Origin of the sequence: Flavobacterium magnesitis, from assembly GCF_041729735.1 — a bacterium.
Taxonomy (GTDB): Bacteria; Bacteroidota; Bacteroidia; order Flavobacteriales; family Flavobacteriaceae; genus Flavobacterium; species Flavobacterium magnesitis.
On sequence record NZ_JBCFQK010000012.1, the window covers coordinates 47172 to 72030 of the forward strand.

20 protein-coding genes are annotated in these 24859 nt (G+C 33.1%); 12 read left to right on the forward strand and 8 right to left on the reverse strand.

Going from position 1 to position 24859, the window contains the following annotated elements:
- Positions 1-79: 79 nt before the first annotated feature.
- The 7 genes from AAGV33_RS09550 (at position 80) to AAGV33_RS09580 (ending at position 6389) form a co-directional block, all read left to right on the forward strand.
- Positions 80-466, forward strand: coding sequence for a RidA family protein (locus AAGV33_RS09550; RefSeq protein ID WP_373391749.1), 387 nt, complete (start codon positions 80-82; stop codon positions 464-466).
- A 95-nt stretch (positions 467-561) separates the two neighbouring features.
- Positions 562-1809 (forward strand): voltage-gated chloride channel family protein, encoded by a 1248-nt coding sequence (locus AAGV33_RS09555; protein WP_373391750.1) that lies wholly within the window; start codon positions 562-564, stop codon positions 1807-1809.
- A gap of 217 nt (positions 1810-2026) precedes the next feature.
- The gene (locus AAGV33_RS09560; protein ID WP_373391751.1) at positions 2027-3031 is read left to right on the forward strand and encodes a DHH family phosphoesterase; all 1005 of its coding nucleotides are present in this window, start codon (positions 2027-2029) and stop codon (positions 3029-3031) included.
- Positions 3032-3035: 4 nt separating this feature from the next.
- A complete protein-coding gene (gldI, locus tag AAGV33_RS09565) occupies positions 3036-3707 on the forward strand; it encodes a gliding motility-associated peptidyl-prolyl isomerase GldI (protein WP_373391752.1) in 672 nt (223 codons plus the stop codon).
- 18 nt (positions 3708-3725) lie between these two features.
- On the forward strand, positions 3726-4844 hold the full coding sequence (locus tag AAGV33_RS09570) for a peptidylprolyl isomerase (RefSeq protein WP_373391753.1): 1119 nt from the start codon (positions 3726-3728) through the stop codon (positions 4842-4844).
- Between the two features lie 36 nt (positions 4845-4880).
- Complete coding sequence (locus AAGV33_RS09575) at positions 4881-6047, forward strand: peptidylprolyl isomerase (RefSeq protein WP_373391754.1); 1167 nt, start codon at positions 4881-4883, stop codon at positions 6045-6047.
- 120 nt (positions 6048-6167) lie between these two features.
- Positions 6168-6389: a hypothetical protein gene (locus AAGV33_RS09580; RefSeq protein ID WP_373391755.1), complete on the forward strand. Its 222-nt coding sequence runs from the start codon at positions 6168-6170 to the stop codon at positions 6387-6389.
- 69 nt (positions 6390-6458) lie between these two features.
- Here the strand turns inward: AAGV33_RS09580 and AAGV33_RS09585 are convergent, their stop codons facing one another.
- Positions 6459-6899, reverse strand: coding sequence for a hypothetical protein (locus AAGV33_RS09585; protein ID WP_373391756.1), 441 nt, complete (start codon positions 6897-6899; stop codon positions 6459-6461).
- A 214-nt stretch (positions 6900-7113) separates the two neighbouring features.
- On the opposite strand from AAGV33_RS09585, the gene AAGV33_RS09590 reads away from it, so the two are divergent.
- Together AAGV33_RS09590 and AAGV33_RS09595 are read left to right on the forward strand one after the other, a co-directional pair.
- On the forward strand, positions 7114-9009 hold the full coding sequence (locus AAGV33_RS09590; protein WP_373391758.1) for a heavy metal translocating P-type ATPase: 1896 nt from the start codon (positions 7114-7116) through the stop codon (positions 9007-9009).
- A gap of 60 nt (positions 9010-9069) precedes the next feature.
- Positions 9070-10539, forward strand: coding sequence for a PAS domain-containing protein (locus AAGV33_RS09595; protein WP_373391759.1), 1470 nt, complete (start codon positions 9070-9072; stop codon positions 10537-10539).
- Between the two features lie 45 nt (positions 10540-10584).
- Here AAGV33_RS09595 and AAGV33_RS09600 read toward each other — a convergent pair whose 3' ends face one another.
- From AAGV33_RS09600 to AAGV33_RS09610, 3 genes are all read right to left on the reverse strand, one after another.
- On the reverse strand, positions 10585-10947 hold the full coding sequence (locus AAGV33_RS09600) for a hypothetical protein (RefSeq protein ID WP_373391760.1): 363 nt from the start codon (positions 10945-10947) through the stop codon (positions 10585-10587).
- Between the two features lie 103 nt (positions 10948-11050).
- On the reverse strand, positions 11051-12229 hold the full coding sequence (locus AAGV33_RS09605; RefSeq protein ID WP_373391761.1) for an AIR synthase related protein: 1179 nt from the start codon (positions 12227-12229) through the stop codon (positions 11051-11053).
- A gap of 184 nt (positions 12230-12413) precedes the next feature.
- Entirely contained in the window at positions 12414-14603 is a 2190-nt protein-coding gene (locus AAGV33_RS09610) for a glutamine synthetase III family protein (protein ID WP_373391763.1), read from the reverse strand.
- Between the two features lie 276 nt (positions 14604-14879).
- Here AAGV33_RS09610 and AAGV33_RS09615 point away from each other — a divergent pair, with 276 nt between their 5' ends.
- Positions 14880-15896 carry a glutamine synthetase beta-grasp domain-containing protein gene (locus AAGV33_RS09615; RefSeq protein WP_373391764.1) on the forward strand — a complete coding sequence of 339 codons (1017 nt, stop codon included), beginning with the start codon at positions 14880-14882 and terminating at the stop codon, positions 15894-15896.
- Positions 15897-16021: 125 nt separating this feature from the next.
- Positions 16022-16978, forward strand: a complete 957-nt coding sequence (locus AAGV33_RS09620) for a TerC family protein (RefSeq protein ID WP_373391765.1) — start codon at positions 16022-16024, stop codon at positions 16976-16978.
- Between the two features lie 55 nt (positions 16979-17033).
- On the opposite strand, the gene AAGV33_RS09625 is transcribed toward AAGV33_RS09620, so the two are convergent.
- The gene (locus AAGV33_RS09625; protein ID WP_373391766.1) at positions 17034-17549 is read right to left on the reverse strand and encodes a hypothetical protein; all 516 of its coding nucleotides are present in this window, start codon (positions 17547-17549) and stop codon (positions 17034-17036) included.
- A gap of 134 nt (positions 17550-17683) precedes the next feature.
- Positions 17684-20317 (reverse strand): valine--tRNA ligase, encoded by a 2634-nt coding sequence (locus AAGV33_RS09630; RefSeq protein ID WP_373391767.1) that lies wholly within the window; start codon positions 20315-20317, stop codon positions 17684-17686.
- Between the two features lie 202 nt (positions 20318-20519).
- Here AAGV33_RS09630 and AAGV33_RS09635 point away from each other — a divergent pair, with 202 nt between their 5' ends.
- Positions 20520-20906, forward strand: a complete 387-nt coding sequence (locus AAGV33_RS09635; RefSeq protein WP_373391769.1) for a DUF1573 domain-containing protein — start codon at positions 20520-20522, stop codon at positions 20904-20906.
- 76 nt (positions 20907-20982) lie between these two features.
- On the opposite strand, the gene AAGV33_RS09640 is transcribed toward AAGV33_RS09635, so the two are convergent.
- Complete coding sequence (locus AAGV33_RS09640; protein WP_373391770.1) at positions 20983-23208, reverse strand: TonB-dependent receptor family protein; 2226 nt, start codon at positions 23206-23208, stop codon at positions 20983-20985.
- Between the two features lie 220 nt (positions 23209-23428).
- Positions 23429-24760 carry an aspartyl protease family protein gene (locus AAGV33_RS09645; RefSeq protein ID WP_373391771.1) on the reverse strand — a complete coding sequence of 444 codons (1332 nt, stop codon included), beginning with the start codon at positions 24758-24760 and terminating at the stop codon, positions 23429-23431.
- Positions 24761-24859: the final 99 nt, after the last annotated feature.

The window sequence follows — 24859 nt, forward strand, 5'->3', positions numbered from 1 at the left end:
TATTTTTTATAAATTGCAAAAAATATTCTAAACTTTAAACAGAGGGTCATTCCTCTATAAAACAATTAATTACATCAAAATGAAAAGAGAAAACATCTTAACCGGATCGCCATGGGAAGACAAAATGGGATATTGTCGTGCTGTCCGTATTGGAAATATTATTGAAGTTTCAGGAACTGTTGCAATCATTGACGGTGATAAAGTAAAAGCAGATGATGCTCATGCTCAAACCTTAAATATTTTAGAAAGAGTTGAAAAAGTACTTGAAAATTTGAATGCAGGAATGAAAGATGTTATCCGTACCCGTATTTTTACTACTGATGTAACTACATTTGAAGCAGTAGCAACGGCTCACGCTCAGTTTTTTAAAGACATCAAACCAACAACTGGTTTTTACGGAATCAACCAATTAGTAGCTCCTGAATACCTTGTTGAAATTGAGTTGACAGCAGTTATTGCAGAATAATTGAAATTCCAAAATTACTTTTCGAGCGCAACTAGAGCAATTGACCAATTAAAACTGCTTTTGTTGCGCTCAAATATTACAAAACAATTGTAAAAATGAATTTAAAAAAAACAATACTGCTTTCATGTAAATGGATTTTGATTTGTGCTTTAATAGGATTCTTTTCTGGCTCGGCTTCTGCTTTTTTATTAGTCGCTTTAGAATGGGCAGCACAACTTAGGACCCAAAACATTTGGCTGCTATGGTTTTTACCCATCGGAGGTTTATTAATAGGTTTGTTGTATCATTATTATGGTAATGACGTAGTTAAAGGGAATAATCTTTTATTAGACGAATACAAAACACCTCAAAAAACAATTCCGCTAAAAATGGCTCCTTTTGTTCTTTTAGGAACAATTATTACACATCTTTTTGGAGGTTCAGCAGGTCGAGAAGGAACGGCAGTGCAAATGGGTGGTGCAATTTCCGACCAATTCACAAAAATATTCAAACTGGATACTACGGACAGAAAAACGCTAATTATTTTAGGAATTAGTGCTGGATTTGCTTCTGTTTTTGGAACACCACTTGCTGGAGCTATTTTTACTTTAGAAGTATTGTATTGTTGTAAAATCAGTTTAAAGAGCAGTATTCTTTCTTTTGTTGTTGCCTTTTTTGCCTATTACACGGTTGAAATTTGGGGAGTTCATCACACCCATTATAGTATTGCTGATGTACCTGATCTGAATCTTGAAAACTTTCTATGGATTATCCCATCTAGTATTTTATTTGGTTTAGCTGCTATGCTCTTTTCCAGAAGCACTCATTTTTGGGGTTCTTTATTCAAAAAAACAATTTCCTATCCACCGCTGCGCCCTTTTGTAGGCGGAATTATTTTTGCTTTAGTGGTTTATTACTTTAATGCCACCCAATTTATGGGATTAGGAATCCCTTCGATAGTGGAGGCCTTTAATAAACCTAATGAATATTATGATTTTTTACTCAAAATAGTATTTACAGGATTTACTTTGGGAGCAGGTTTTAAAGGCGGAGAAGTAACCCCATTATTCTTTGTGGGCGCCACATTAGGAAGTGCTTTATCCGTTTTTATTCCTCTACCTATTGCACTTTTGGCTGGAATGGGATTTGTAGCTGTATTTTCAGGAGCCACTCACACACCTGTCGCTTGTACTGTTATGGGAATGGAGCTTTTTGGTATTGAAAGTGCCATTTTTATTGGTATTTCTTGCTTTATTGCTTATCTGGCTTCGGGTTCTGTTGGAATTTATAATTCGCAAACCGTTAAAGGAGTGAAATATCATTTGTACGAAAAAATAAGAGCAACAAGACTCAAGTATTTATAAGTTAGACTCTACTTGTATTTATGTAAAACATAAAACATTTAAACCATTTAGACATTTAAGAGAATTAAGGTTTGCAGTATTCTTAACTTTCTTAACTCGCTTAATGGTTAAAAAAAGAATGTTAACAATATTTCCACTAGAACATTAAGTTGCAAAAAAGAAGTTAATTTTTAAATGATTTCATAGTTTACACTAAAAAAATGTAAATTCGCAAACTATGAAAATACAAGACATACAAGCGATACAATCCTTATTGGCTACGCCAAAAAAAATTGCTATTATTCCGCACAGAAATCCTGATGGTGATGCTATGGGCTCAACTTTAGGACTATACCATTTTTTAAGAAAAAACAATCATGAAGCGACTGTAATTTCGCCAAACGAATTTCCTGATTTTTTAGCATGGCTTCCAGGTTCAGAAACGGTTCAAGTATTCGAAAAAGACAAAGAAAATTGCACTAAAATATTAGAAGAAGCGGACATTGTTTTTACTCTTGATTTCAATGCTTTTCACCGTGTAGGCGAAATGGAAAAAGTACTAGAAGTTCTTAAAGCCACTTACATTATGATTGATCATCATCAAAAACCAGATGATTATGCAGCTTATATGTATTCGAATACTTCCATTGGTTCTACTTGCGAAATGGTGTACAACTTTATTTCATTTTTAGACCAGAAAAACCAAATCGATAAAACTATTGGAACTTGTATTTACACTGGAATTTTAACCGATTCAGGTTCTTTTAGATTCCCAAATACAACGGGAAACACACACCGAATTGTTGCCGAATTAATTGATCTTGGCGTAGAAAACACTGAAATTCCGAATTTGCTTTTTGATAACAGTTCTTATAACAGATTACAATTATTAGGCAAAGCATTGCAAAATTTAAAAGTTTTGCCAGAGCATAAAACTTCATACATTACGCTTACGCAAGAAGAACTAAATACATTTAATTATGTAAAAGGAGACACTGAAGGCATTGTAAATTATGGTTTAAGCATTAAAGGAATTCAGTTTACAGCTATTTTTATCGAAAATAAAGACGAAAAAATCATTAAAATTTCTTTCCGTTCTCAAGGTGGTTTTGATGTAAATGAATTTGCAAGAGCACATTTTAACGGTGGCGGACATCGGAATGCTGCTGGAGGAAGATCAGAAGTTTCAATGGAAGAAACCATAGAAAAATTTGAAAATTTAGTCAAAAATCTAACGCTATAAAACCATGAAAGCTATTCAATTTGTTGTTATAAGTTGTTTCTTTTGCTTGATTTTCACAGCTTGCAAACAACATCAAGATGCCCGTCGTCCTGTTTCTAGTGCTTCAGGTGTTTTTATGAAAAAATCAGTAGAGAGAAACAAAAAACTAAATGCTTCTGATGAGGATTTAATCAAAGCTTTGATGAAAAAAAATCCTAACATTAGCTATTTTGCTTCAACAAAAGGCTATTGGTATTCGTATGAAACAAAAAACAATGCCGATACCTTAACTCCTAAAAAAGGGGATGTCGCCTTTTTTAATTATGAGTTAAAAGATCTCAACGGCACGATTATTTACACGGAAGTAGAATTAAGATCTCAGGTATATCGGGTAGACAAACAAGAAATCATGACAGGAATTCGAGAAGGTATCAAATTGATGCGCAAGAACGAAAAAGTAAATTTCTATTTTCCTTCGCACATCGCTTATGGCTATCATGGTGACAACAAAAAAATTGGCCCTAACCAACCTTTAATTTGCACAATTACGTTAAACGATTTTAAGCCTGAATCAGTTTATAAAAAAGAGCTGGAACAAAATGCGGAACTTAACAGAACTCCTTATCAAGACAGTATAAAAAGACCAAAAAAAGTGATTTCAAAACCTAAAAAAACAACTCAAGATACCTTACAATAAGTTTAATATTAATCAACCATGAAAAAAAACATTTTATTTGTATTGCTTCTCATCACTACATTGTATTCTTGCAAAGAAGGAAACAGCAACTTAGCTGATGGTTTATATGCTAAAATTGAAACCAATAAAGGAGATATTTTTTTAGAACTAGACTACACTAAAGCGCCAATTACAGTGGCCAACTTTGTAACATTAGCCGAAGGAAAAAATGATTTTGTTACCAATGAACATCTAAAAGGTCGCCCATTTTATGATGGTCTAAAATTTCACCGTGTGATTAAAGAATTTATGATACAAGCTGGAGATCCGTTAGGGACAGGTTCTGGAGATGCTGGTTACAAATTTAAAGATGAATTTAGCGATTTGATTTTCGATAAAGAAGGTCTTTTGGCCATGGCCAATAACGGTCCAGCCACCAATAGCAGTCAATTTTTCATTACACACGTTCCTACGCCTTGGTTAGATAACAAACATACTATTTTTGGTCGCGTAGTTGACAAAGGAATGGAAGTCGTAAATAAAATTGAACAAAACGACATAATTGAATCCATAACCATTATTCGCAAAGGAGAGGCCGCTAAAAAATTCAATGCTGTAAAAATATTCTATGATTATTTCTCTATTGAGTCTAAAAGACAAAAAGAGCAAATGAACATTAAAGCACAAAATGAAAAAGAATATGAGACAAAATACGGAAAAATAATTGAAGAAAAAGTAGCCTATTTTGAAGCTTTAAAAAGCAAAGCATCTAAAACTGCTTCTGGATTAAAGTACAACATCATCCATAAAGGAGATGGTAAAAAACCAGCCAAAGGAACCGATGTACACATTAATTATGCAGGTTTTCTTGAAGACGGACAACTTTTTGATACCAGTATTGAAAATGTGGCACAAACTTTTGGAAAATATGATCCAAACCGAGCGGCACAAGGTGGTTACCAACCTATTCCTTTTCAAGCAGGAAGAAAAGACGGTTTAATTCCTGGATTTATAGAAGGTCTTGAAAAAATGTCTTTTGGAGACAAAGCCATTTTATTTATCCCTTCACATTTAGCTTATGGAGCTGGCGGAGCTGGAAATATAATTCCACCTTATGCCAACATTATATTCGAAATCGAATTAGTTCAAGCAAAATAATTATTAAAAAAAACAATCATAGAATATCCTTAATCAATGAAATTCAAACTATTAATTTTAGCCTTTGTTACTTTAATTAGCGCTCAGGCACAGGAAACTTCAAAAAAACTAGTCAAAAGTCCAGCAAAAAAAACAGCTACAATAAAACAAGACGGAATTTTTGCAACTATCAACACTAATAAGGGAGCAATTGTTCTGGAATTGGATTTCCAAAAAACCCCAATTACTGTTGCCAATTTTATTAGTCTTGCTCAAGGCAAAAATGAATTTGTAACCGACAAAAAACTAAAAGGAAAACCATTTTTTGATGGTTTAAAATTCCACCGGGTTATTAGTGAATTTATGATTCAGGGTGGTGATCCACAAGGAACAGGTACTGGAGGACCAGGTTATGCTTTTAAAGATGAATTTATTCCTGAGTTAAAATTTGATAAAGGAGGGATTTTAGCAATGGCCAATTCTGGTCCAAAAACTAATGGAAGTCAATTTTTTATTACGCACAAAGAAACACCTTGGTTAAACGGAAAACATACTATTTTTGGTCATGTAATTGAAGGAATGAATGTAGTTGATAGCATTGCTCAGGACGATGTAATTAAAAATATCATTATTACTCAAAAAGGGGCATTGGCAAAAAAATTCAAGGCCGAAAAAGTATTTGCTAACTATTACAACAACAAAGCCGAAGAAGAAAAAAAAGAAGCGGAAGCTAAAGCAGAAGCAGAAAAAGTCCAAAAAGAAAAAATGGCTGCGTTAGTTACTGAAAAGGTGGCTTATTTGAATACCCAAAAAGCTACTGCAACCACTACTCCTTCTGGATTAGCATATAAAATAATTCAAAAAGGAACGGGTACAAAACCAGCTGCAGGAACTACAATTTATTTTCATTACAGCGGTTTTCTGGAAGATGGAAACTTATTTGACAGCAGCCGTGAAGAAGTGGCCAAGTCTTACAATAAACACAATGAAATGCGAGCGATGCAAGGCGGTTACAATCCTTTTCCATTCGAAATTGGTAAAAAAGATGGTATGATTCCGGGATTTATTGAGGCTATTGATTTACTTTCTTTTGGAGATAAAATAATTGCTTTCATTCCTGCTAAATTAGCTTATGGTGAAAGTGGTGCTGGCGGAGTAATTCCTCCAAATGCTACTTTGATTTTCGAAATAGAAATTTTCGAGAAACAAACAGAAACCAAATAATATCAAAATCCGATTTGCAACAAACAAATCGGATTTTTTTATTTAAGAACTCACTAAAACCTATTATCGTACTTTCAATTATTTTCCTTACATTAGAGAAACTAAAAAAATTAAAAAACCATGAATCTATCAAAAATTATTGGAATCGTATTAATCGTAGTTAGTTTAGGAATAGGATATTTAGGATTGAACAAAGTACAGGAAAACACTTCAGAAGTTAATGTACTTGGGATAAAAATTGAAGCTTCTGATGAGTCTGGAAAACAAGAAGGTTATATGTATATAGGATTTGCAGTGCTTCTTTTTGTTGGAGGACTTTACACAGTGAATAAATCAAAATAAATAATAAAGAGAAACCCTTTCGCTAATTATTATAACGAAAGGGTTTTTGAATTTTATAAATAAGAGTTCTTATTTTTTACCAAATTTCCACTCAAATTCATCTTTATCATTGATAATTGCTCCTACTTCAAGTTTTACAACTTCGTCAAATTCAGTTTGAAACAATAACCAATTGTCTTCGTTAAAATAATTTTCAAAAGTATCAAATTCTTCCTGAGTGAATTTTGTAATGCTTTTTTGAGCCAAATCTTTTTTAACGTCTTTGATGCTTCTGCCAATCATTTTATTGCCAAATAATTCCAAATCAACACTAGAAGCTACAATATAACCCATTTTAAAATCTTCGTCTTTGTAAAAAGTCAAACGCATTTTGAATTTATTGTAAACAAAAATGACATTCTCATCTTCATCTTTATAATTTCTATCAGGTTTTCCATAAACGGCTTCAACATCTTTTTGTTTCATCCCGAAAATGAGCTTATCAATTCCGTTTTTAAGATTTATTTTCATAGTAAATAATTTTGCTCAAAGTTCGTAAACTTTTTCACATCTCGAACCATTTTAGAATTTATAATCTTAAGATTTTACTAAAGTTAAGCTCGATAAGGTACTTTTTTAGTAAATTAGTACATAATGGTAATGCTAGTACCAACAGCAATTTTGCTCAAAAAATTCGAGAAAATATCCTATTTAATCATTTTTTTCGAATAAAACCATCATCCTCATGAACTTACCTTTCAAAGATAAAAAATTTCTTTTTTTACTCCTATCGGTCAGTATTGTAGTTGCTTTAGAAATCCTATCACTAGTAGGAATTCATCTCCCCATGCCTTATGCTCCGTTTATTTTCTGTTTATTCATCATCGGAATTGGTCATGAAGTTATCCTTAACGGACTCCAATCGCTTATTAAACTCAATTTTAGCAGCATCAATTTATTAATGACCATTGCGGTTATTGCAGCCTTATATTTAGGTCAATATCCCGAAGCCGCTGTGGTTATTGTACTTTATGTTTTAGGCGAAAGACTAGAGGACATTGGGCTGGAAAATTCAAAATCGGCATTGGATCAATTAATTCAAAGCGTACCCAAAACAGCATTTGTAAAATCAGAACAACAAAATGTTGCCATCGACAACATCAAAATTGGAACTATTATCCAAATCAAAGCGGGAGATATTATTCCGCTCGACGGAAAAATTTCTTTTGGCGAAAGTATGATTGACGAGTCAGCCATTACGGGTGAACCTATTGCTAAGGAAAAACAAATAGGCGATTCCGTTTTCGCAGGCACCATCAACACCAATGGTTTTCTCGAAATAACAACAACTAAACTTTCTACTGATACTACTTTTGCAAAAATAATCCAACTTACTTTTGAAGCGGGAGCTGCCAAAAGTGAAACTCAAAAGTTCATTCAGCGGTTTTCAAGATTATACACTCCTATTATTATTGTTTTAGCCATTTTAATTTTTACCGTTCCCGTTTTTGTAATGGGGCAGGATTTTGATCATTGGTTAAAACAGGCAGTTACACTGTTAGTAATTGCTTGTCCCTGTGCTTTAGTTATCTCAACTCCCGTGGCCATTTATGCTGCTATAGGTAACGCTTCCGCAAAAGGCGCTTTGATAAAAGGCGGAAAATACATTGAAGCCTTAGCTCAAATTCAAGCGATTGCGGTTGACAAAACCAGAACCATTACTTATGGAACTCCAGTAGTTTCAGATGTTTTTCCGCTAATAGGAACCAGCCGAAAAGAATTGCTTTCCTGTACTGCTGGCGCCGAAATATATTCGGAACATCCCTTGGCGCAAGCCATAGTTTTAGCAAGTGAAGCCGAAGGTTTTGAACCTCATCCTGTAAAGGAATTTAAAAGTATTATGGGAAAAGGGGCTACGGCAAAATGTAGTATTTCAAACTTAGACACTATAATGGTAGGTAAATTAGAATTCATTAGAGAATACCATGAAATATCTCCTGAAGTTGAAAAAATTGTGGCACAATTATCTACCGAAGGAAAAACAAGTGTCGTTGTCAGTTTTGGTAGAGGTGTAGCTGGAATTATTGGTTTAACAGACAAGATTAAACCTGATAGCCGTTCAGCGATACAGCAATTGCAAGAACAAAATATTGATGTAATTATGCTAACGGGTGATAGCGAAAAAGCTGCTCATTTTGTAGCAAGACAAGTGGGAATTACAAAAGTTTTTGGCGGTTTACTTCCAGAACAAAAATCAGAAGAAATGAAAGCACTTTTACAGCAATATGACAAAGTAGCTATGGTAGGAGACGGAATCAACGACGCTCCAGCTCTGGCAATAAGCACCGTAGGAATTGCAATGGGAGCTGCTGGAAGTGATACAGCTATAGAAACCGCTAATATTGCATTGATGAACGACCAACTTTCATTAATCCCTTTTTTGATTCGATTGAGTAAAAAGACCATAAAACAAATCAAGATCAACACCTTTGGAGCAATTGCTACTAAATTGGTGTTTATTCTGTTAGCTATTTTTGGATACAGCAATCTAGCCTTGGCCATTGCTGCGGATGTAGGTGTTACGCTAATCGTAATTTTATTTAGTTTGAATTTAATGCGATTTGAAAAAGTGAAAGTTTAAAGGCTATTTCTCAACATCTTCAAAACAAAAAAGACGATTTATAATTAAAATCAGAAAGCTATGAATATCTCTTTTGAAAAAAAAATATTTCTAGGATTTATCATCAATATTTTTGTTGTGGTAGCAGCGGCATGGATTTTTTTAACACGTGTAAATTCTGAGCGAGATACAACAATGGACGCTAGATTAGATCTAATCGAAGTAGCTTTATTTGGACTTTCTATTATTCTATTAATTGTAGTTTATTTTATCATAAGAACCCAATTTCGAGCTAAAGAAAGCGCTTTAAAACTTTTAGAAGAAAACAAACAGCTACTCCAATCTATAATTGACAATACTTCCAATCCTATTTTTATAAAAAAATTAAATGGTGAATATTTATTAATCAATAAAAATTATGGAGAATTATTTGGAACTACAAACGAACGAATTATCGGTAAAACAGATCTTGATTTTTTACCCCAAGAAATCGCCCAAACCTATAGAAATTCTGATTTAGAAGTCGCTAAGAAGTTAGTCGAAATAAAATCAGAAGAAATTATTCAACAAAATGATGGACCTCATACTTACATTGCGGTTAAATTCCCATTGTATGATACCACAGGAAGAATTTATGCCATTGGAGGCATATCCACCGACATTACCGAAAGAAAAAAATTAGAAGATTCCCTAAAAGCAACCGATGCTTTCTTTAATATGTCTTTTGATATTTTTACTGTAGCTAGAAAAGACCATTTTATAAAAATCAATACTGCTTTTACCTATACCTTAGGCTATATACAAAAAGATATGGATGAAATAAAATTCATGAGTCTTGTCCACCCAGATGATTATAGCACTTCTGTAGAAGTATTGGCTCATATTCTTAAAGGCAATACTATTATTAGTTATAAAAACAGAGTACGCCATAAAGACGGTTCTTACCGGTGGTTCGACTGGAATAGTAGTATCGATTTGAAAGAAGGAATTATTTATTCTGTTGCCCGTGATATTACCGATAAAGTACAATTAGAATCAGAACAACAAAAAGCAATTGATGAACTTTATGAAAATGAAGAAAAATTACGTGTTATTGTAGAAAATATTGGAGAAGGAGTTATAGTAGCAAATGCCGACAAAAAAGTGGTTCTTGCTAATTATATGGCTAATGATATCTTTGGAATCGAAGAAGATGACAAAATATCAACCGATTTAACTGCTCATTTCGAACTTTATTTCCCAGATGAGAAAACTATATTTCCTGCGCAAAACCTACCCATGGAACGTGCTTTTAATGGCGAAGTAACCGATGATGTAGATGTGGTACTTTGGGATCCTATTTCGAAAGAAAAAAGAAGAGTGCTTATTAGCGGTCGTCCTTTAATTGACCATGATAATAATATCGTGGCTGCAGTTATAACCATTAAAGATATTAGCAAATACAAAAAAATGGAAGAAGAACTCGAAGAAACGGAAATCAAATACCGTAAACTCATTGGTTTCAAAAACGAAAACAAAGAAGAAGACAAAGACAAGAAAAAACCATTATAATCGCATAAAAAAGCGTTAAGTTTTAAATCTTAACGCTTTTGTGTTTTATTCTTCTTCGTGCATTTCGTCGTAACGGGCAGGGATTTGTGGATCAAAAAGGGGACATTTGAATTCTTCCATAATATCTACTAATTTATCCATGATTTTACCTTCAGTTCCGTAACAATCTATTTGAACGGTTTGAGGAGTGGTTTTTACTTGAAAAGCACCTACTCCATCCTTATTTTTCCAGCTGTTCTCATCTACTCTTTCCCATTTAGAAAACACCGAAGCAATTCGGTTGATAATAACCGTAACAGGAAGTTCTTCCAGACCTTCTATAGTATCCTGCTCATCGATGGCTTCATAAACCTCTTGATGGTTTAAATAAACCCCTTCTAAATAATTCCAAAAAAGTAATTCGTACATGTTTTTAAAGTTTCTGAGTCTCTAAGATTCTGAGGTACTGAGGTTTTATAGACTGAAATAGACATATCAGCAACTTAGTTACTTAGCTTCTTAGCAATTCTAATTAATATTCGAAAGTACCGTATTCGCTAGAAATAGTTAATTTCTTAGTATCAGCAGTTTCAACACGGCCTACAATTTGTGCATTTACGTTGAATGATTTTGAAATAGCAATAATATCCTGTGCAACGGCTTCAGGAACGTAAATTTCCATACGATGTCCACAGTTGAAAACCTGATACATTTCTTTCCAATCCGTTTTTGATTGTTCCTGAATTAATTTGAACAATGGTGGAACTGCGAACAAATTGTCTTTTATAATATGTAAATTATCTACGAAATGTAAAATCTTAGTTTGTGCTCCACCACTACAATGTACCATTCCGTGAATTTCATTCGAAGAATACTGATCTAAAATTTTCTTGATAATAGGCGCATAAGTACGCGTTGGCGAAAGCACTAATTGTCCAGCGTCGATTGGAGAATTTTCTACTGCATCAGTCAATTTCACCTGACCAGAATAAATTAATTCTTCTGGAACTGCAGCATCGTAACTTTCTGGATATTTTGTTGCCAAATATTTTCCAAAAACATCATGACGCGCCGATGTTAATCCGTTACTTCCCATTCCACCATTATAGCTTTTTTCATAAGAAGCCTGACCGAAAGATTCCAATCCAACGATAACATCACCTGCTTGAATATTAGCATTATCAATAACTTTAGAACGTTTCATTCTGGCAGTAACTGTAGAATCTACAATGATTGTTCGAACAATATCTCCCACATCAGCAGTTTCTCCACCTGTCGAGTGAATACTCACTCCAAAAGAAGCTAATTCTTTGATTAATTCTTCAGTCCCATTGATGATTGCCGAAATGACTTCAGCTGGAATTAGGTTTTTATTTCTTCCAATTGTAGATGAAAGTAAAATATTATCGGTTGCACCTACACACAACAAATCGTCAATATTCATGATTAAAGCATCCTGAGCGATGCCTTTCCAAACCGAAACATCTCCTGTTTCTTTCCAATACATGTAAGCCAATGAGGATTTAGTTCCCGCACCATCGGCATGCATGATAAGACAATATTCATCATCTTGGGTTAGATAATCAGGGACAATTTTACAAAATGCCTGAGGAAACAATCCTTTGTCTATATTTTTTATAGCGTTGTGTACATCTTCTTTGGATGCCGAAACACCGCGTTGTGCATATCTTTTTGAAGTATCTGAACTCATGAATTGGAATTGTGTAGCTGATATAATACAGCTTGGTTTTGCGGCAAAGATACTAATTAGATTTAGGATTTCAGAATTAGGATTTAGGATTTATTATACTTTTTTGATTCCCAATTCATCAGCACAAAAAAACCGACCTGATTTAAAAAATCGGTCGGTTTCTGAATTTAATTATTTTAATCAATTATTTTGTAAACAACAACTCTCTATATTTAGTCAACGTCCACAATTCATTATCAACTAATAATTCTAATTTATCACAGTGCGTTCTAATGATTTCAAAATACGGTTTTACTTTATTGCAATAAGCCTCAGCTGTTTTTTGCGCATCAGTCAACATGTTTGCCGTTTTTCTTTCGTTACGCATTTCCTCTACTTTAGCATTGATTTCTTCAATATGTTGAGAAATTTCTTTTATCAAACCTATTTGCTCTTTAGCAATCGATTCAAATTCGTTTCCAAAGATATCTTTCAAGCCTTTTACATTTTCAATCAAAGTATTTTGGTAACGAATAGCTGTTGGGATGACATGATTTTTCGAAATATCTCCTAAAACCCTACTTTCAATCTGGATTTTCTTAGCGTATTCTTCTAATTCAATTTCGTAACGCGCTTCAACTTCCACATGATTCATAATTCCTAATTCAGAAAACAAATCCAATGCTCTTTTTGATGCTCTTGCTTTTAAAGCTTCAGGCGTCGTTTTAAAATTACTCAATCCTCTTTTCTTAGCTTCTTTTTCCCAAGCTTCACTATAACCATCACCTTCAAAAAGAATATTTTTAGAAACCTTAATGTATTCTCTCAAAACATTAAAAATAGCATCGTCTTTTTTCATTGCTTTAGAATCAATTAAAGCATCAACTTCTACTTTAAAGTCTCTTAATTGCTTAGCAACAATAGTATTTAAAATAGTCATCGAATTAGAACAGTTTGCCGAAGAACCTACTGCTCTAAACTCAAATTTATTTCCTGTAAAAGCAAATGGTGACGTTCTGTTTCTATCAGTATTATCTAAAATTACTTCTGGTATTTTTCCAACTACGTTTAATTTTAAATCGGTTTTCTCTTCTGGAGATAATTTTCCAGTAGTTACACTTTCTAATTCAGCCAGAACTTTAGTTAATTGTTCTCCAATAAATACCGAAATAATTGCTGGTGGCGCTTCATTAGCTCCTAAACGATGGTCGTTACTAGCCGTTGCAATCGAAGCACGCAACAACTCTTCATAATCATTTACCGCTTTGATGGTATTGATAAAGAAAGTCAAAAATTGCAAATTGCTCATTGGTGTTTTACTTGGACTCAAAAGATTCACTCCAGTATCTGTTGCCAAAGACCAGTTGTTGTGTTTTCCTGAACCGTTAACTCCTTTAAAAGGTTTTTCGTGGAATAAAACGATGAAGTCGTGACGTTCAGCCACTTTTTGCATCACATCCATCAAAAGACAGTTATGATCTACTGCTAGATTTGTTTCTTCGAAAATAGGAGCCAATTCAAATTGATTTGGCGCTACTTCATTATGACGCGTTTTAACCGGAATTCCAAGCAACATACATTCTTGTTCTAAATCACGCATATAAGTCAAAGCACGTGTTGGAATAGAACCAAAATAGTGATCGTCTAATTGTTGCCCTTTTGCAGAAGTATGTCCTAATAAGGTTCTTCCTGTCATCATTAAATCAGGACGAGAATGTGCCAAAGCTTTGTCTACCAGGAAATATTCTTGTTCCCAACCCAAAGTTGCAGTAACCTTTTTTACATTTTTATCAAAATAACGACAAACTTCAGTCGCTGCTTCATCCATTACTGCTAAAGCTCTTAATAATGGAATTTTGTTATCTAAGGCTTCTCCTGTATAAGAAATAAAAACCGTAGGAATACATAAAGTAGTACCATATATAAATGCTGGAGAAGTAGGATCCCAGGCGGTATATCCTCTTGCTTCAAAAGTATTTCTAATTCCTCCATTTGGAAAACTAGAAGCATCTGGTTCTTGCTGAACTAATTGTGCTCCTCCAAATTTTTCTACAGGATCACTACCATCATAAGATGTTTCAAAAAAAGCATCGTGCTTTTCAGCTGTAGTTCCTGTTAAAGGTTGAAACCAATGAGTGTAATGTGTAACGCCTTTTGATAAAGCCCATTCTTTCATACCCATAGCAATGTAATCGGCTAATTTTCTATCAATTTTTGTTCCATGTTGGATTGCACCTCGTACAGCCTTAAAAGCATCTGAAGTCAAATATTGCTTCATTGCTTTTTCATTAAATACATTGGAGCCAAAAATGCTTGACTTTCTATCTGTTTCTTCAAAATGTACTGCTTTTCTATTAGATGCTTCTCTTAGTGCTTGAAAACGAATTGTTGACATTATAGATTGTTTTTTTTTCTAAAATTGTTAATTCACAATTTTTAATTAATAATTACAAATATAAAGAATCTAAAATAAAAATCCCTGAGCTGCATTATCAAATTGCTTTTTATTTAGCTTCAAAATTGCTTTTTTTTAAATATACCCCTACCCAAAATATAGTAATCTGAAAAATAACATTCATTCAAACAAAAGAGACCCCAAGGTTTTCAGCACTAAAAAAAATATTATATATTTGCACCTCAGTTAAAATCAAGAAAATTAATTTATATTATTATGGCTAAAATAAAGTTAGAGTACATTTGGTTAGACGGATACGAACCGACTCAAAATCTTAGAAGTAAAACTAAAGTTGAAGAGCACGAAAACTTCCAAGGAACTTTAGAAGAAATTGGAAACTGGTCATTTGACGGTTCTTCTACAAAACAAGCTGAAGGAGGATCTTCTGATTGTCTTTTAGTTCCTGTTGCTATTTATCCTGATCCAGATCGTATTAACGGATACTTAGTTATGTCTGAAGTTATGTTTGCTGATGGAACGCCACACCCTTCTAACGGTAGAGCTACTATTGATGATGACAATGATGATTTCTGGTTTGGTTTCGAACAAGAATATTTCATCATGGATACTAAAACTTTATTACCATTAGGTTTCCCAGTAGGTGGTTACCCAGCTCCTCAAGGAATGTACTACTGTTCAGTAGGTGGAAAAAACACTCACGGTAGAGCTTTAGTTGAAGAGCACGCTAATTTATGTATTGATGCAGGTTTGAACTTCGAAGGAATCAACCAAGAAGTTGCTTGTGGACAATGGGAATTCCAATTATTCGCTAAAGGTGCTAAAAAAGCAGGTGATGAAATCTGGATTGCTCGTTACTTATTAGATCGTTTGACTGAGAAATACGGTTACTATATTGAATACCACCCAAAACCACTTGGTGATACTGACTGGAATGGTTCAGGTATGCACGCTAACTTCTCTAACAATGTATTAAGAACATGTGGAGATCAAGCAACTTATGAAAAAATTTGTGAAGCTTTCCGTCCTGTAACTAAAGAGCACATTGCTGTTTACGGAGCTTACAATGACCAACGTTTAACTGGTAAACATGAAACTGCATCTATTCACGATTTCTCTTATGGAATATCTGATAGAGGAGCTTCAATCCGTATTCCACTTATTACAGTTCAAAAAGGCTGGAAAGGTTGGTTAGAAGACAGAAGACCAGCATCTAACGGTGATCCATACAAAATTGCTGCAAGAATTATCAAAACAGTTAAATCTGTATTGTAATTCTTAATTATAAGATTAAAAATGCCTTCAGAAATGGAGGCATTTTTTTTTATGTCATAAATTCAAAGTCTTAAATCAATCCTATCCACAAAAAACTATCTTTGCAATAACATAAATTAAATATTATGATAGTTTGGATTTGCTTTATAAGTGCTATTTTATTATTCCTAGCCTTAGATTTAGGAGTTTTCAATAAAACTCCTCACGTGATTACCTCAAAAGAAGCTGGAAAATGGACTGGAATTTGGGTTTCATTATCATTTCTATTTTCAGCTGTAGTTTATTGGCTTTACCAAAACAACTATGTTGAAAATCCCGACCAATTAAAACCTATGGTCGCTTCGATGAAGTATATCACAGGTTACCTGATTGAACTTTCTCTTAGTATCGATAATATTTTTGTAATTGCCATTATCTTTTCTTCTTTTAGAATTCCTAAAAAATACCAACATCGTGTATTGTTTTGGGGAATCATTGGTGCTATCGTTTTTAGAGGGCTTATGATCTATTTTGGTGTTATGATTATCAACAAATTTGCATGGACTACCTATTTGTTTGGTGCTTTCTTGATTTACACCGCCATCAAAATGTTTTTTACGAAAGAAGACCACGAATACAATCCTCATAATTCTCCGATATACAAATACTTAAGAAAACTAACCCCAATAACAACAAAGATTGATGGCGAGCATTTTTTTGTAAAAATCAACAATGTTAATACCGCCACTCCATTATTTGTGGCTTTAATTCTTATTGAGGTTATGGATGTTATTTTTGCATTAGATAGCGTACCTGCTATTTTAGCAATAACTTCCGATCCTTTTTTAGTATTTAGTTCGAATATTTTTGCCATTTTAGGACTGCGTTCCATGTATTTCTTCTTGGCAAATATGCTGGAAAAATTCAGTTATCTGGAATACAGCTTGATTGCCATTTTAACCTTTGTAGGATTAAAAATGATCCTACATAAATTTATCCACCTTCCAGAATGGGTTTCTTTAGCATTTATTGCAGTGGCTCTCTTAACAGGAATTATTGCTTCTCTTCAAAAAGATAAACGAAACAAAAAAAATAAAGCATAAAACAAAAAAAGGAAATCTCTCGATTTCCTTTTTTTAATTTCATTAACTGAATAGATTATAATTTTATTTTTTTAATCTTATTTTCAGATAATTTTAAAGTATTCATTACTTCTACATAATTACTTGTATCCATTGAAGAAGCTAAATAAGACGGAATAAGAACAATCCTAAAAGTTTGATTATTAATATAACCAGGAGTATCTAATAAATTATAAGTTCCTCTAGCGGTAATTACAAAATCTACTTTACTGAAATCATAATCATAATCTAATTCTTCACCATTTGAAAAATAAATAGTTCTTGGTATTAACTGCCAAATTGGAGTATTTGAATCAATAAGATCTACTAACCTATAAATCAAAACAGTTTCATCATCACGTAAGTTTTCATTAATTTCAAATCTAAAAGTACTTCTTATATTATACTCGTTATCAGCTACCCTTCCTAAATTATCAGTGATTTCAAAAGCATACGGATACGTGTCGTCATCTTCATCAAAATCATCCGAAGACGAACAACCAGAAATAGCTAAAAAGCTAACAAAAGCAAAAAGTGTTATTATTTTTTTCATGACATAAATTTTTAAATGGTTAAGGTATGGAATTTATTATTCATTAATTATGCCAAAATTTATTTAGCATAAAAAAAAGAGACCAAAATAGTTCATTTCTATTTTTGATCTCTTTTATGAAAACTTATGTTAACTTATTTCAAACCAGCTAAACTCTGCTCAATGGTTGCAATTTTTGCTAAAGCATCTGCTTCTTTTTGTTTTTCATTAGCCAAAACTTTTTCAGGAGCTCCGTTAACAAATTTTTCGTTAGACAATTTTGCCTGAACTGATTTTAAGAAACCTTGCGTATATTTTAATTCTTCATCTAATTTCTTAATCTCCGCTTCAACATCAATATTTCCAGAAATCGGAATAAAATATTCATTTGATTTTACACGGAAAGATAAGGCTCCGTCTACTTTATCCGAAACATATTCAAAAGCTGAAATATTACCTAATTTCGTTACGATTGAATCAAAATAAGTCGAGATATTTTCGCTATTGATCGCTTTTAATTCGATAGCATCTTTAAACGGAATATTTTTATCTTTTCTAATGGTTCTAATTCCTGAAATTACTTCAATTGTATTTTCAAAATCAGAAATCAAACTCGCATTAAACGGTTTTAATTCTGGCCAAGTTGAAACAATTAAAGCTTCTTCTGGCGTTCTATCAGAAATTAAATGCCAAATTTCCTCAGTCAAAAATGGCATGAAAGGATGCAACAACTTCAGGTTACTTTCTAACATTTCGATTGCTTTGTCGAATGTAGCTTTGTCAATTGGTTGTTGGTAAGCTGGTTTAATCATTTCAAGAAACCAAGAACAGAAATCATCCCAAACCAATTTGTAAATCGCCATTAAAGAATCGGAAATTCTGTATTTCTCGAAATTATCTTCGATATCAACTAAAGTTTGTTGTAATTTTGCCTCGTACCATTCGATAGCTACTTTTGATGATTCTGGCTGCGGAATAGTTTCTGAAACTTCCCAACCTTTAATCAATTTGAAAGCATTCCAAATTTTATTAGAAAATCCTTTTCCTTGATTACATAATTCTTCATCAAACATAATGTCATTTCCTGCAGAAGCACTCAAAAGCAATCCTACACGAACACCGTCGGCACCAAATTTTTCGATCAAATCTAAAGGATCAGGAGAATTCCCTAATGATTTAGACATTTTTCGACGTTGTTTATCACGAACTAAACCAGTTAAATACACGTTTGTAAATGGTTTTTCACCCGCATATTCGTAACCTGCAATAATCATTCTGGCAACCCAGAAAAACAAAATATCCGGACCTGTTACCAAATCATTTGTTGGATAATAATATTTATAATCGGCACTTTCTGGATCCATTATTCCACCAAAAACAGACATTGGCCAAAGCCAAGAAGAGAACCAAGTGTCAAGTGCATCAACATCCTGTTTCAAGTCAGAAACTTGAAGTTGGGAGTTTGAAGTTTTTTCTTTGGCTAATGCCAAAGCTTCTTCGATTGTTTCTGCAACTACAAAATCTTCTTTCCCATCTCCATAATAATAAGCCGGAATTTGTTGTCCCCACCATAATTGACGAGAGATATTCCAATCACGAATGTTGTTTAACCAATGCGCATACGTATTATTAAAACGTGCGGGATGCAACTTAATATCACCATCTTCTAAAACCGATTTGATTGCCGGTTTTACTAAATCTTCCATTTTCAAAAACCACTGATCTGATAATCTTGGTTCGATTATCGCTTTGGTTCTTTCAGAAGTTCCAACTTTATTCAAATGGATTTCAGTTTTTGCCAAAGCTCCAATTTCTTCTAATTCTTTTGCAATTTCAGTACGAACCACAAAACGATCTTTTCCCTGATAATGCAATCCGAAGCTATTTAGCGTAGCATCTTCATTAAAAATATCAACGATTTCAAGATTGTGTTTTTCTCCAAGGGTTTTATCGTTCATATCGTGTGCCGGAGTCACTTTCAAACATCCGGTTCCGAATTCTACATCTACATATTCATCTTCGATAATTGGAATTACACGGCCACAAATTGGAACAATAGCTTTCTTCCCTTTCAAATGTGTAAAACGCTCATCATTTGGATTAATACAAATGGCAGTATCTCCAAAAATAGTTTCTGGACGGGTTGTCGCAACAGTCAAAAATTCCTCGCTACCTTCGATTTTATATTTTAAAAAAAATAATTTCCCTTGTTGTTCTTCATAAATAACTTCTTCGTCAGACAAAGTCGTTTTCGCTTCAGGATCCCAATTTACCATTCGGTATCCTCTGTAGATCAAACCTTTGTTATACAAATCAACAAAAGACTTAATTACAGACGCTGACATATCAGGATCCATAGTAAATTTAGTTCTTTCCCAATCACATGAAGCACCTAATTTTTTAAGCTGCTCCAGGATTGTTCCGCCATATTTATCCGTCCATTCCCAAGCGTGTTTCAGAAACTCTTCGCGTGTTAAATCATTTTTATTGATTCCTTCTGCTTTTAATTTGGCAACCACTTTAGCTTCCGTTGCAATAGAAGCGTGATCCGTTCCCGGAACCCAGCAAGCGTTAAAACCTTTTAGACGTGCTCTTCTAATTAAAACATCCTGAATAGTATTGTTTAACATGTGTCCCATGTGCAAGACTCCCGTTACATTAGGCGGAGGAATAACAATGGTGTATGGTGTTCTATGGTCTGGTTCTGAGTGAAAATAGTTGTTTTTCATCCAGTAGTCATACCATTTTTGTTCTATCGTTTTAGCGTCAAATTGTGCGGGAATTGTCATTGTATTGTTTATTTGTTTAATCAGTTATTTGTCCAACCGATTAAACGAATAATCGATTAAACAAATAAACTTTTCTTTGGTGTGATTTTTGTAATTTATATCGGGAACAAAAGTAAATAATAAAGTACACTATAAAAAGGGAATTAAAAATTTGTGTACTAATTAAAACAAAGTATATTTACTTTAAATAAGACTCATTACAATGAAAAATATTACCACATTTATAGCAATCTTATTCTTTAGCAGTATTGGATTTGCTCAAAAGGGAGCTAAAATAGAATTCAAGGCTAAAAATAACACTATTGACTACGGAACAATCAGCAAAAAGACCGATAATGGTATTCGCTCTTTTGAATACACAAATACTGGCGATGCACCATTAATTATTTACTCCATTCAATCCTCAACAAGCTGTACCGTTTTATCAAAACAAAACGAAACGGTTCAACCTGGAAAATCTAGTAAAATTGACATTAAATACAATATGGCTCCTGGGCCAATTAGAAAAACCATTACTGTAGAATCTAACGCTATCAATTATGATGATGGTAGAATTCCTTTAAAAATTAAGGGAGAAGTTAGTTCATAACTCTAAAACTTTCTTTAACAAAAAAATCGTCTCAGAAATAATATCGAGACGATTTTTTTTATCAAATTCTTTTGAATTAAAACTGTGCAGCAATTCCAATAGATGCACTAAACGGCATCCCTGGTCTCAATCCAGCAGGCACTCTGGAAACTAAATAGTTAGTATCAAACAAGTTATTAATATTCCCAGTCAAGCTGAAATTTTTATTGAATCTATATTTTGAGGCAAAATCAACCACTGTATTATCTGGAACAGCAAACTCATTTGGGATTGATCCCTGACCAGCAATAGTCCTAAATTCACCATTAAAACGCGCCGCTAAGATCAACTCAAATTTTGCATGCTCTAATGCAATTGATGCATTGAACTGGTGTTTTGAAATATAAGGCATCTCACCTCCTTTTTCAATAGTTCCCCAAATCCCATCTGTGCTTGCAAATGTGTTTACAAATTCGGTATCCGTTAGTGTATAACCAAAAGATACTGGCAATTTTAATTTGCTTTCCTCATTTAATACCTGATAATTTAAAGACAATTCAATGCCTCTAACATTTACTTCTCCTGCATTAAATTGATCTAAGGTTCCACTTCCTCCACTTGCTGCCAAATCACTCCCTAGCAAATTAGAATAATCATTAAAATAAGCTACAAATTCTCCGAAAAACTTTTTACTACTAAAACGGGAACCTAATTCATAATTAATACTTTTTTCTGCTTGAGTACCTGGCGTATTGGTTGGCGGAGCAAAACCTTTATGAACACCACCAAAAAACGATAAATTACTATTTAGTTTATAATCAGCGCCAATACCTGGAAGCCAAATTTTTAAATGATTGTCATTTTTTACTAAATTCACCCCCGTTCTACTTAAATCATTTGTACCGTAATTTTCATTTCTTAAATCTATAGTTTCAAATCTAATTCCTGGCGTTACAGTTAAATTATTATACCTGATTTTATAAAGAACATGTGCTGCTAAAGCTTCTGCATAAGCAATCCTATTATCTTGCGAACCACGATTTCCTGCAGTATTCAACACCATCGAACCATCAACCATCGCATAATTATCATTCCACTGAAAACGATCTTCATTGTCTTCATGATACCTTGCTCCAAATTCAAGGTCGTGAAAAACATTCCCTGTTAAAAAATGAAAATCAAATTTTGTTTGTACTCCCTGTGCTAAATATTCTCTATTGTTAGCTCTAACTCTCAAAGCATCATTAGGAGAGTTTTGTGCTCCCGTTATGTAATCAAAAGCTAAAGCATTAGTTGATGGACTTTCTAATATATCCGCAATTGCATAAGTTGTTCCACCAAATCTTACATCGTTTAATTTATACCAATTTCTAGCAAACTTATTGCGATAAGCAGTGGTAGCTATACTAAAATAGTTACTCGTTTTTAGAGTATGCGTTATTGAAAATTGATTGTTTTTAGTAGTAATTCTATCTTTTTCAGAACCTGAATAACGCATAAATGGTGATTTTTTAAAATCCTCCTCTGTTAAACCAAGATAAGTTTCGTTAGCATCTTCATCAGCATAGACCATCTTAAACTCAAGTGCATTATAAATTTTACTAGTTCGTTTAGATTGTACTCTAAATTTAGCCATAACATCATTTTTATCAAATCCTGTATTAGCACCACTTGGTAAATCTTTAAAACCATCTGAATTATAATTCAAAAATTGAACTACTGCACCCAATCTCTCGTTTGCAATTCCCACATTTGCAGCTGTTCTTGCGGTATTAAAACTTCCGTAATCTGCTAAAAAACCTCCACTGAATTTAGATGGTATAGGTGCTGAAACAAAATTAATAGTACCGCCAGTTGTAAATGGTCCATATTGAATTTGACTACTTCCTTTTAAAATTTCAACCGCACTCATTCTAGCCACCGAAGGAAAATAATAAGCAGCTGGAGCACTATATGGAGCTGGAGCAATTAACACATTGTCTTCCATTAAAGTAATTTTAGCACTTCTGTCTGGAGAAGTTCCTCTCAAACTGATATTTGGTCTTAATCCAAAACCATCTTCTTCATATACATTAACACCAGTTACTGTTCTAAGTACCCGATTAATATCAGTATAATTAAATTTTTGTAAATCTTCTGCCGAAATATAGGATGCAGAACCTGTTTTATTAATTGCTTCAAATTTACTCCCTATAATTTGATTAGCAGAAATAACTACTTCTTTTAGCGTTTTTAGGGTGTCTTTCGGTACAGCAGTTCCCTTATTTTGCGAATAAGCAAAACTTACAAACAAAGAACTAAAGGCGAGTGTTAAATATTTCATTTACAATTTATTTAGATTAATTCTACAGGGCAAAAATAATCCGTTAATATTATTTAGACAAATTGTAAATACGTAATTTAATTAAGATTTGTTAAAAATAACAAAAAACTGATTTTTTAACAAAAAAATAATCATGAAAAAGAAAAACACTCCTAATCAACGAACTAATTACGCTATTTATGTTAAAAAAACAGTTGTTGTTTCGGTTTTTAGAATGATATTAAATGATATTCAACAATTGAAACTTAAAAGTCATCAGCTTCCCTTCTCTTAAAACTTTTAATTCTATCCAAATTTCATCTTCTGACCATAAAAGTGAATTGATTTGTTGCAACGAATAATTATAAGCTGGCTTTCCATCAATAGCAACCAGAATATCAGCGGTGCGTAAACCATTCTTCGCTGCACTTGAACTTTCTCTAATATGACCAATTTCATAAATGGGTTTCAACTCTAATTTATACCTATAATTAGAACTATTTCCATCTGATTTTCTATCATCAAGATTCACAATAATAGAATTTTCAGGAACAGTAACCATTTCTTTTACCAATTGAGATCCTGTATGCCAAACTTCAATTCCGCTTTTATTATAAAAAAAAGAAGATTTATACAATTTGTTTTTCTTTAGAAACAGCTGTTGATTAGTATAATCAAAAACAACTGAAAATCGTTTTAAAATCTCACCTCCCAACGAACCCAAACGACCTGAATACAAGCTGATATTTTTTATAAAAACAGAATCTGGGAAAGCTACAACAGGCGAATAAAACTTAAAATCAGCAATAGAAAATTGATCAATCCGGGCTCTTTTACCTTCAACAGTTCCACTCAAACCCTGACCTAAATAGTCGTCAAAATGTTTTTCTGGAATAGTAATTTTGTCTGAAAGTTTATCAAAAAGCCAAATGGCGTCACTATTACCTGTATCAATAAGTAACTTAACCAAAACCTCACTTTCCCCAAGCTTTACAACAGAATTCACATAAGGCTTTTGTTTTTCAATCAAAATTGGAACTCTTGTATATCTTTTCTCTAGTTTTTTCTGAAATTTAGAATCCAACTCATAGAAAAAAACAACTTTTTTACCATAATCAATTTCGACCAAATGATTTTTAAAAGCTGCCGTACCAATAATTCCATTTACCGAAATACCAATATAACTAGATAAATTAAGCGATGGATCTAAAATCAAATACAATAAATGATCTCTGGACTGCATTTTATTTATTGTCAATATATTTCCCGAAGATTTAAGTCCTTCAATTGGTTCTTCCTTCCCTAAACCTCTAATGCTTATTTTCTCAACATGATTAAGATTTATTTTTTTAGTGTCTTCTAAACCAAACAAAACAGTAGCTTCAACACCTGTATCTAACAGAAAAATTAATTCTACGCCATTAACTTCAACGGGAATAAAAACCAAATTATTGATTATTTTAGCAGGAACCTTAATACTACTGCTTTTCGTTTTTCCAAATTCAAATCCCTCTTGCGAAAGAACAGGAATCGCAAAACTTAAAAGAAAAAAAAATAGGAATATTTTTTTCATGATAGGCAGTTTACATAAAGTTAATAAAATTCTTGCTTTAAAATAGATATATTATCAAATTGTAAACTATGGGTAGCTTAGTTCGAAAAAAAAATCGCA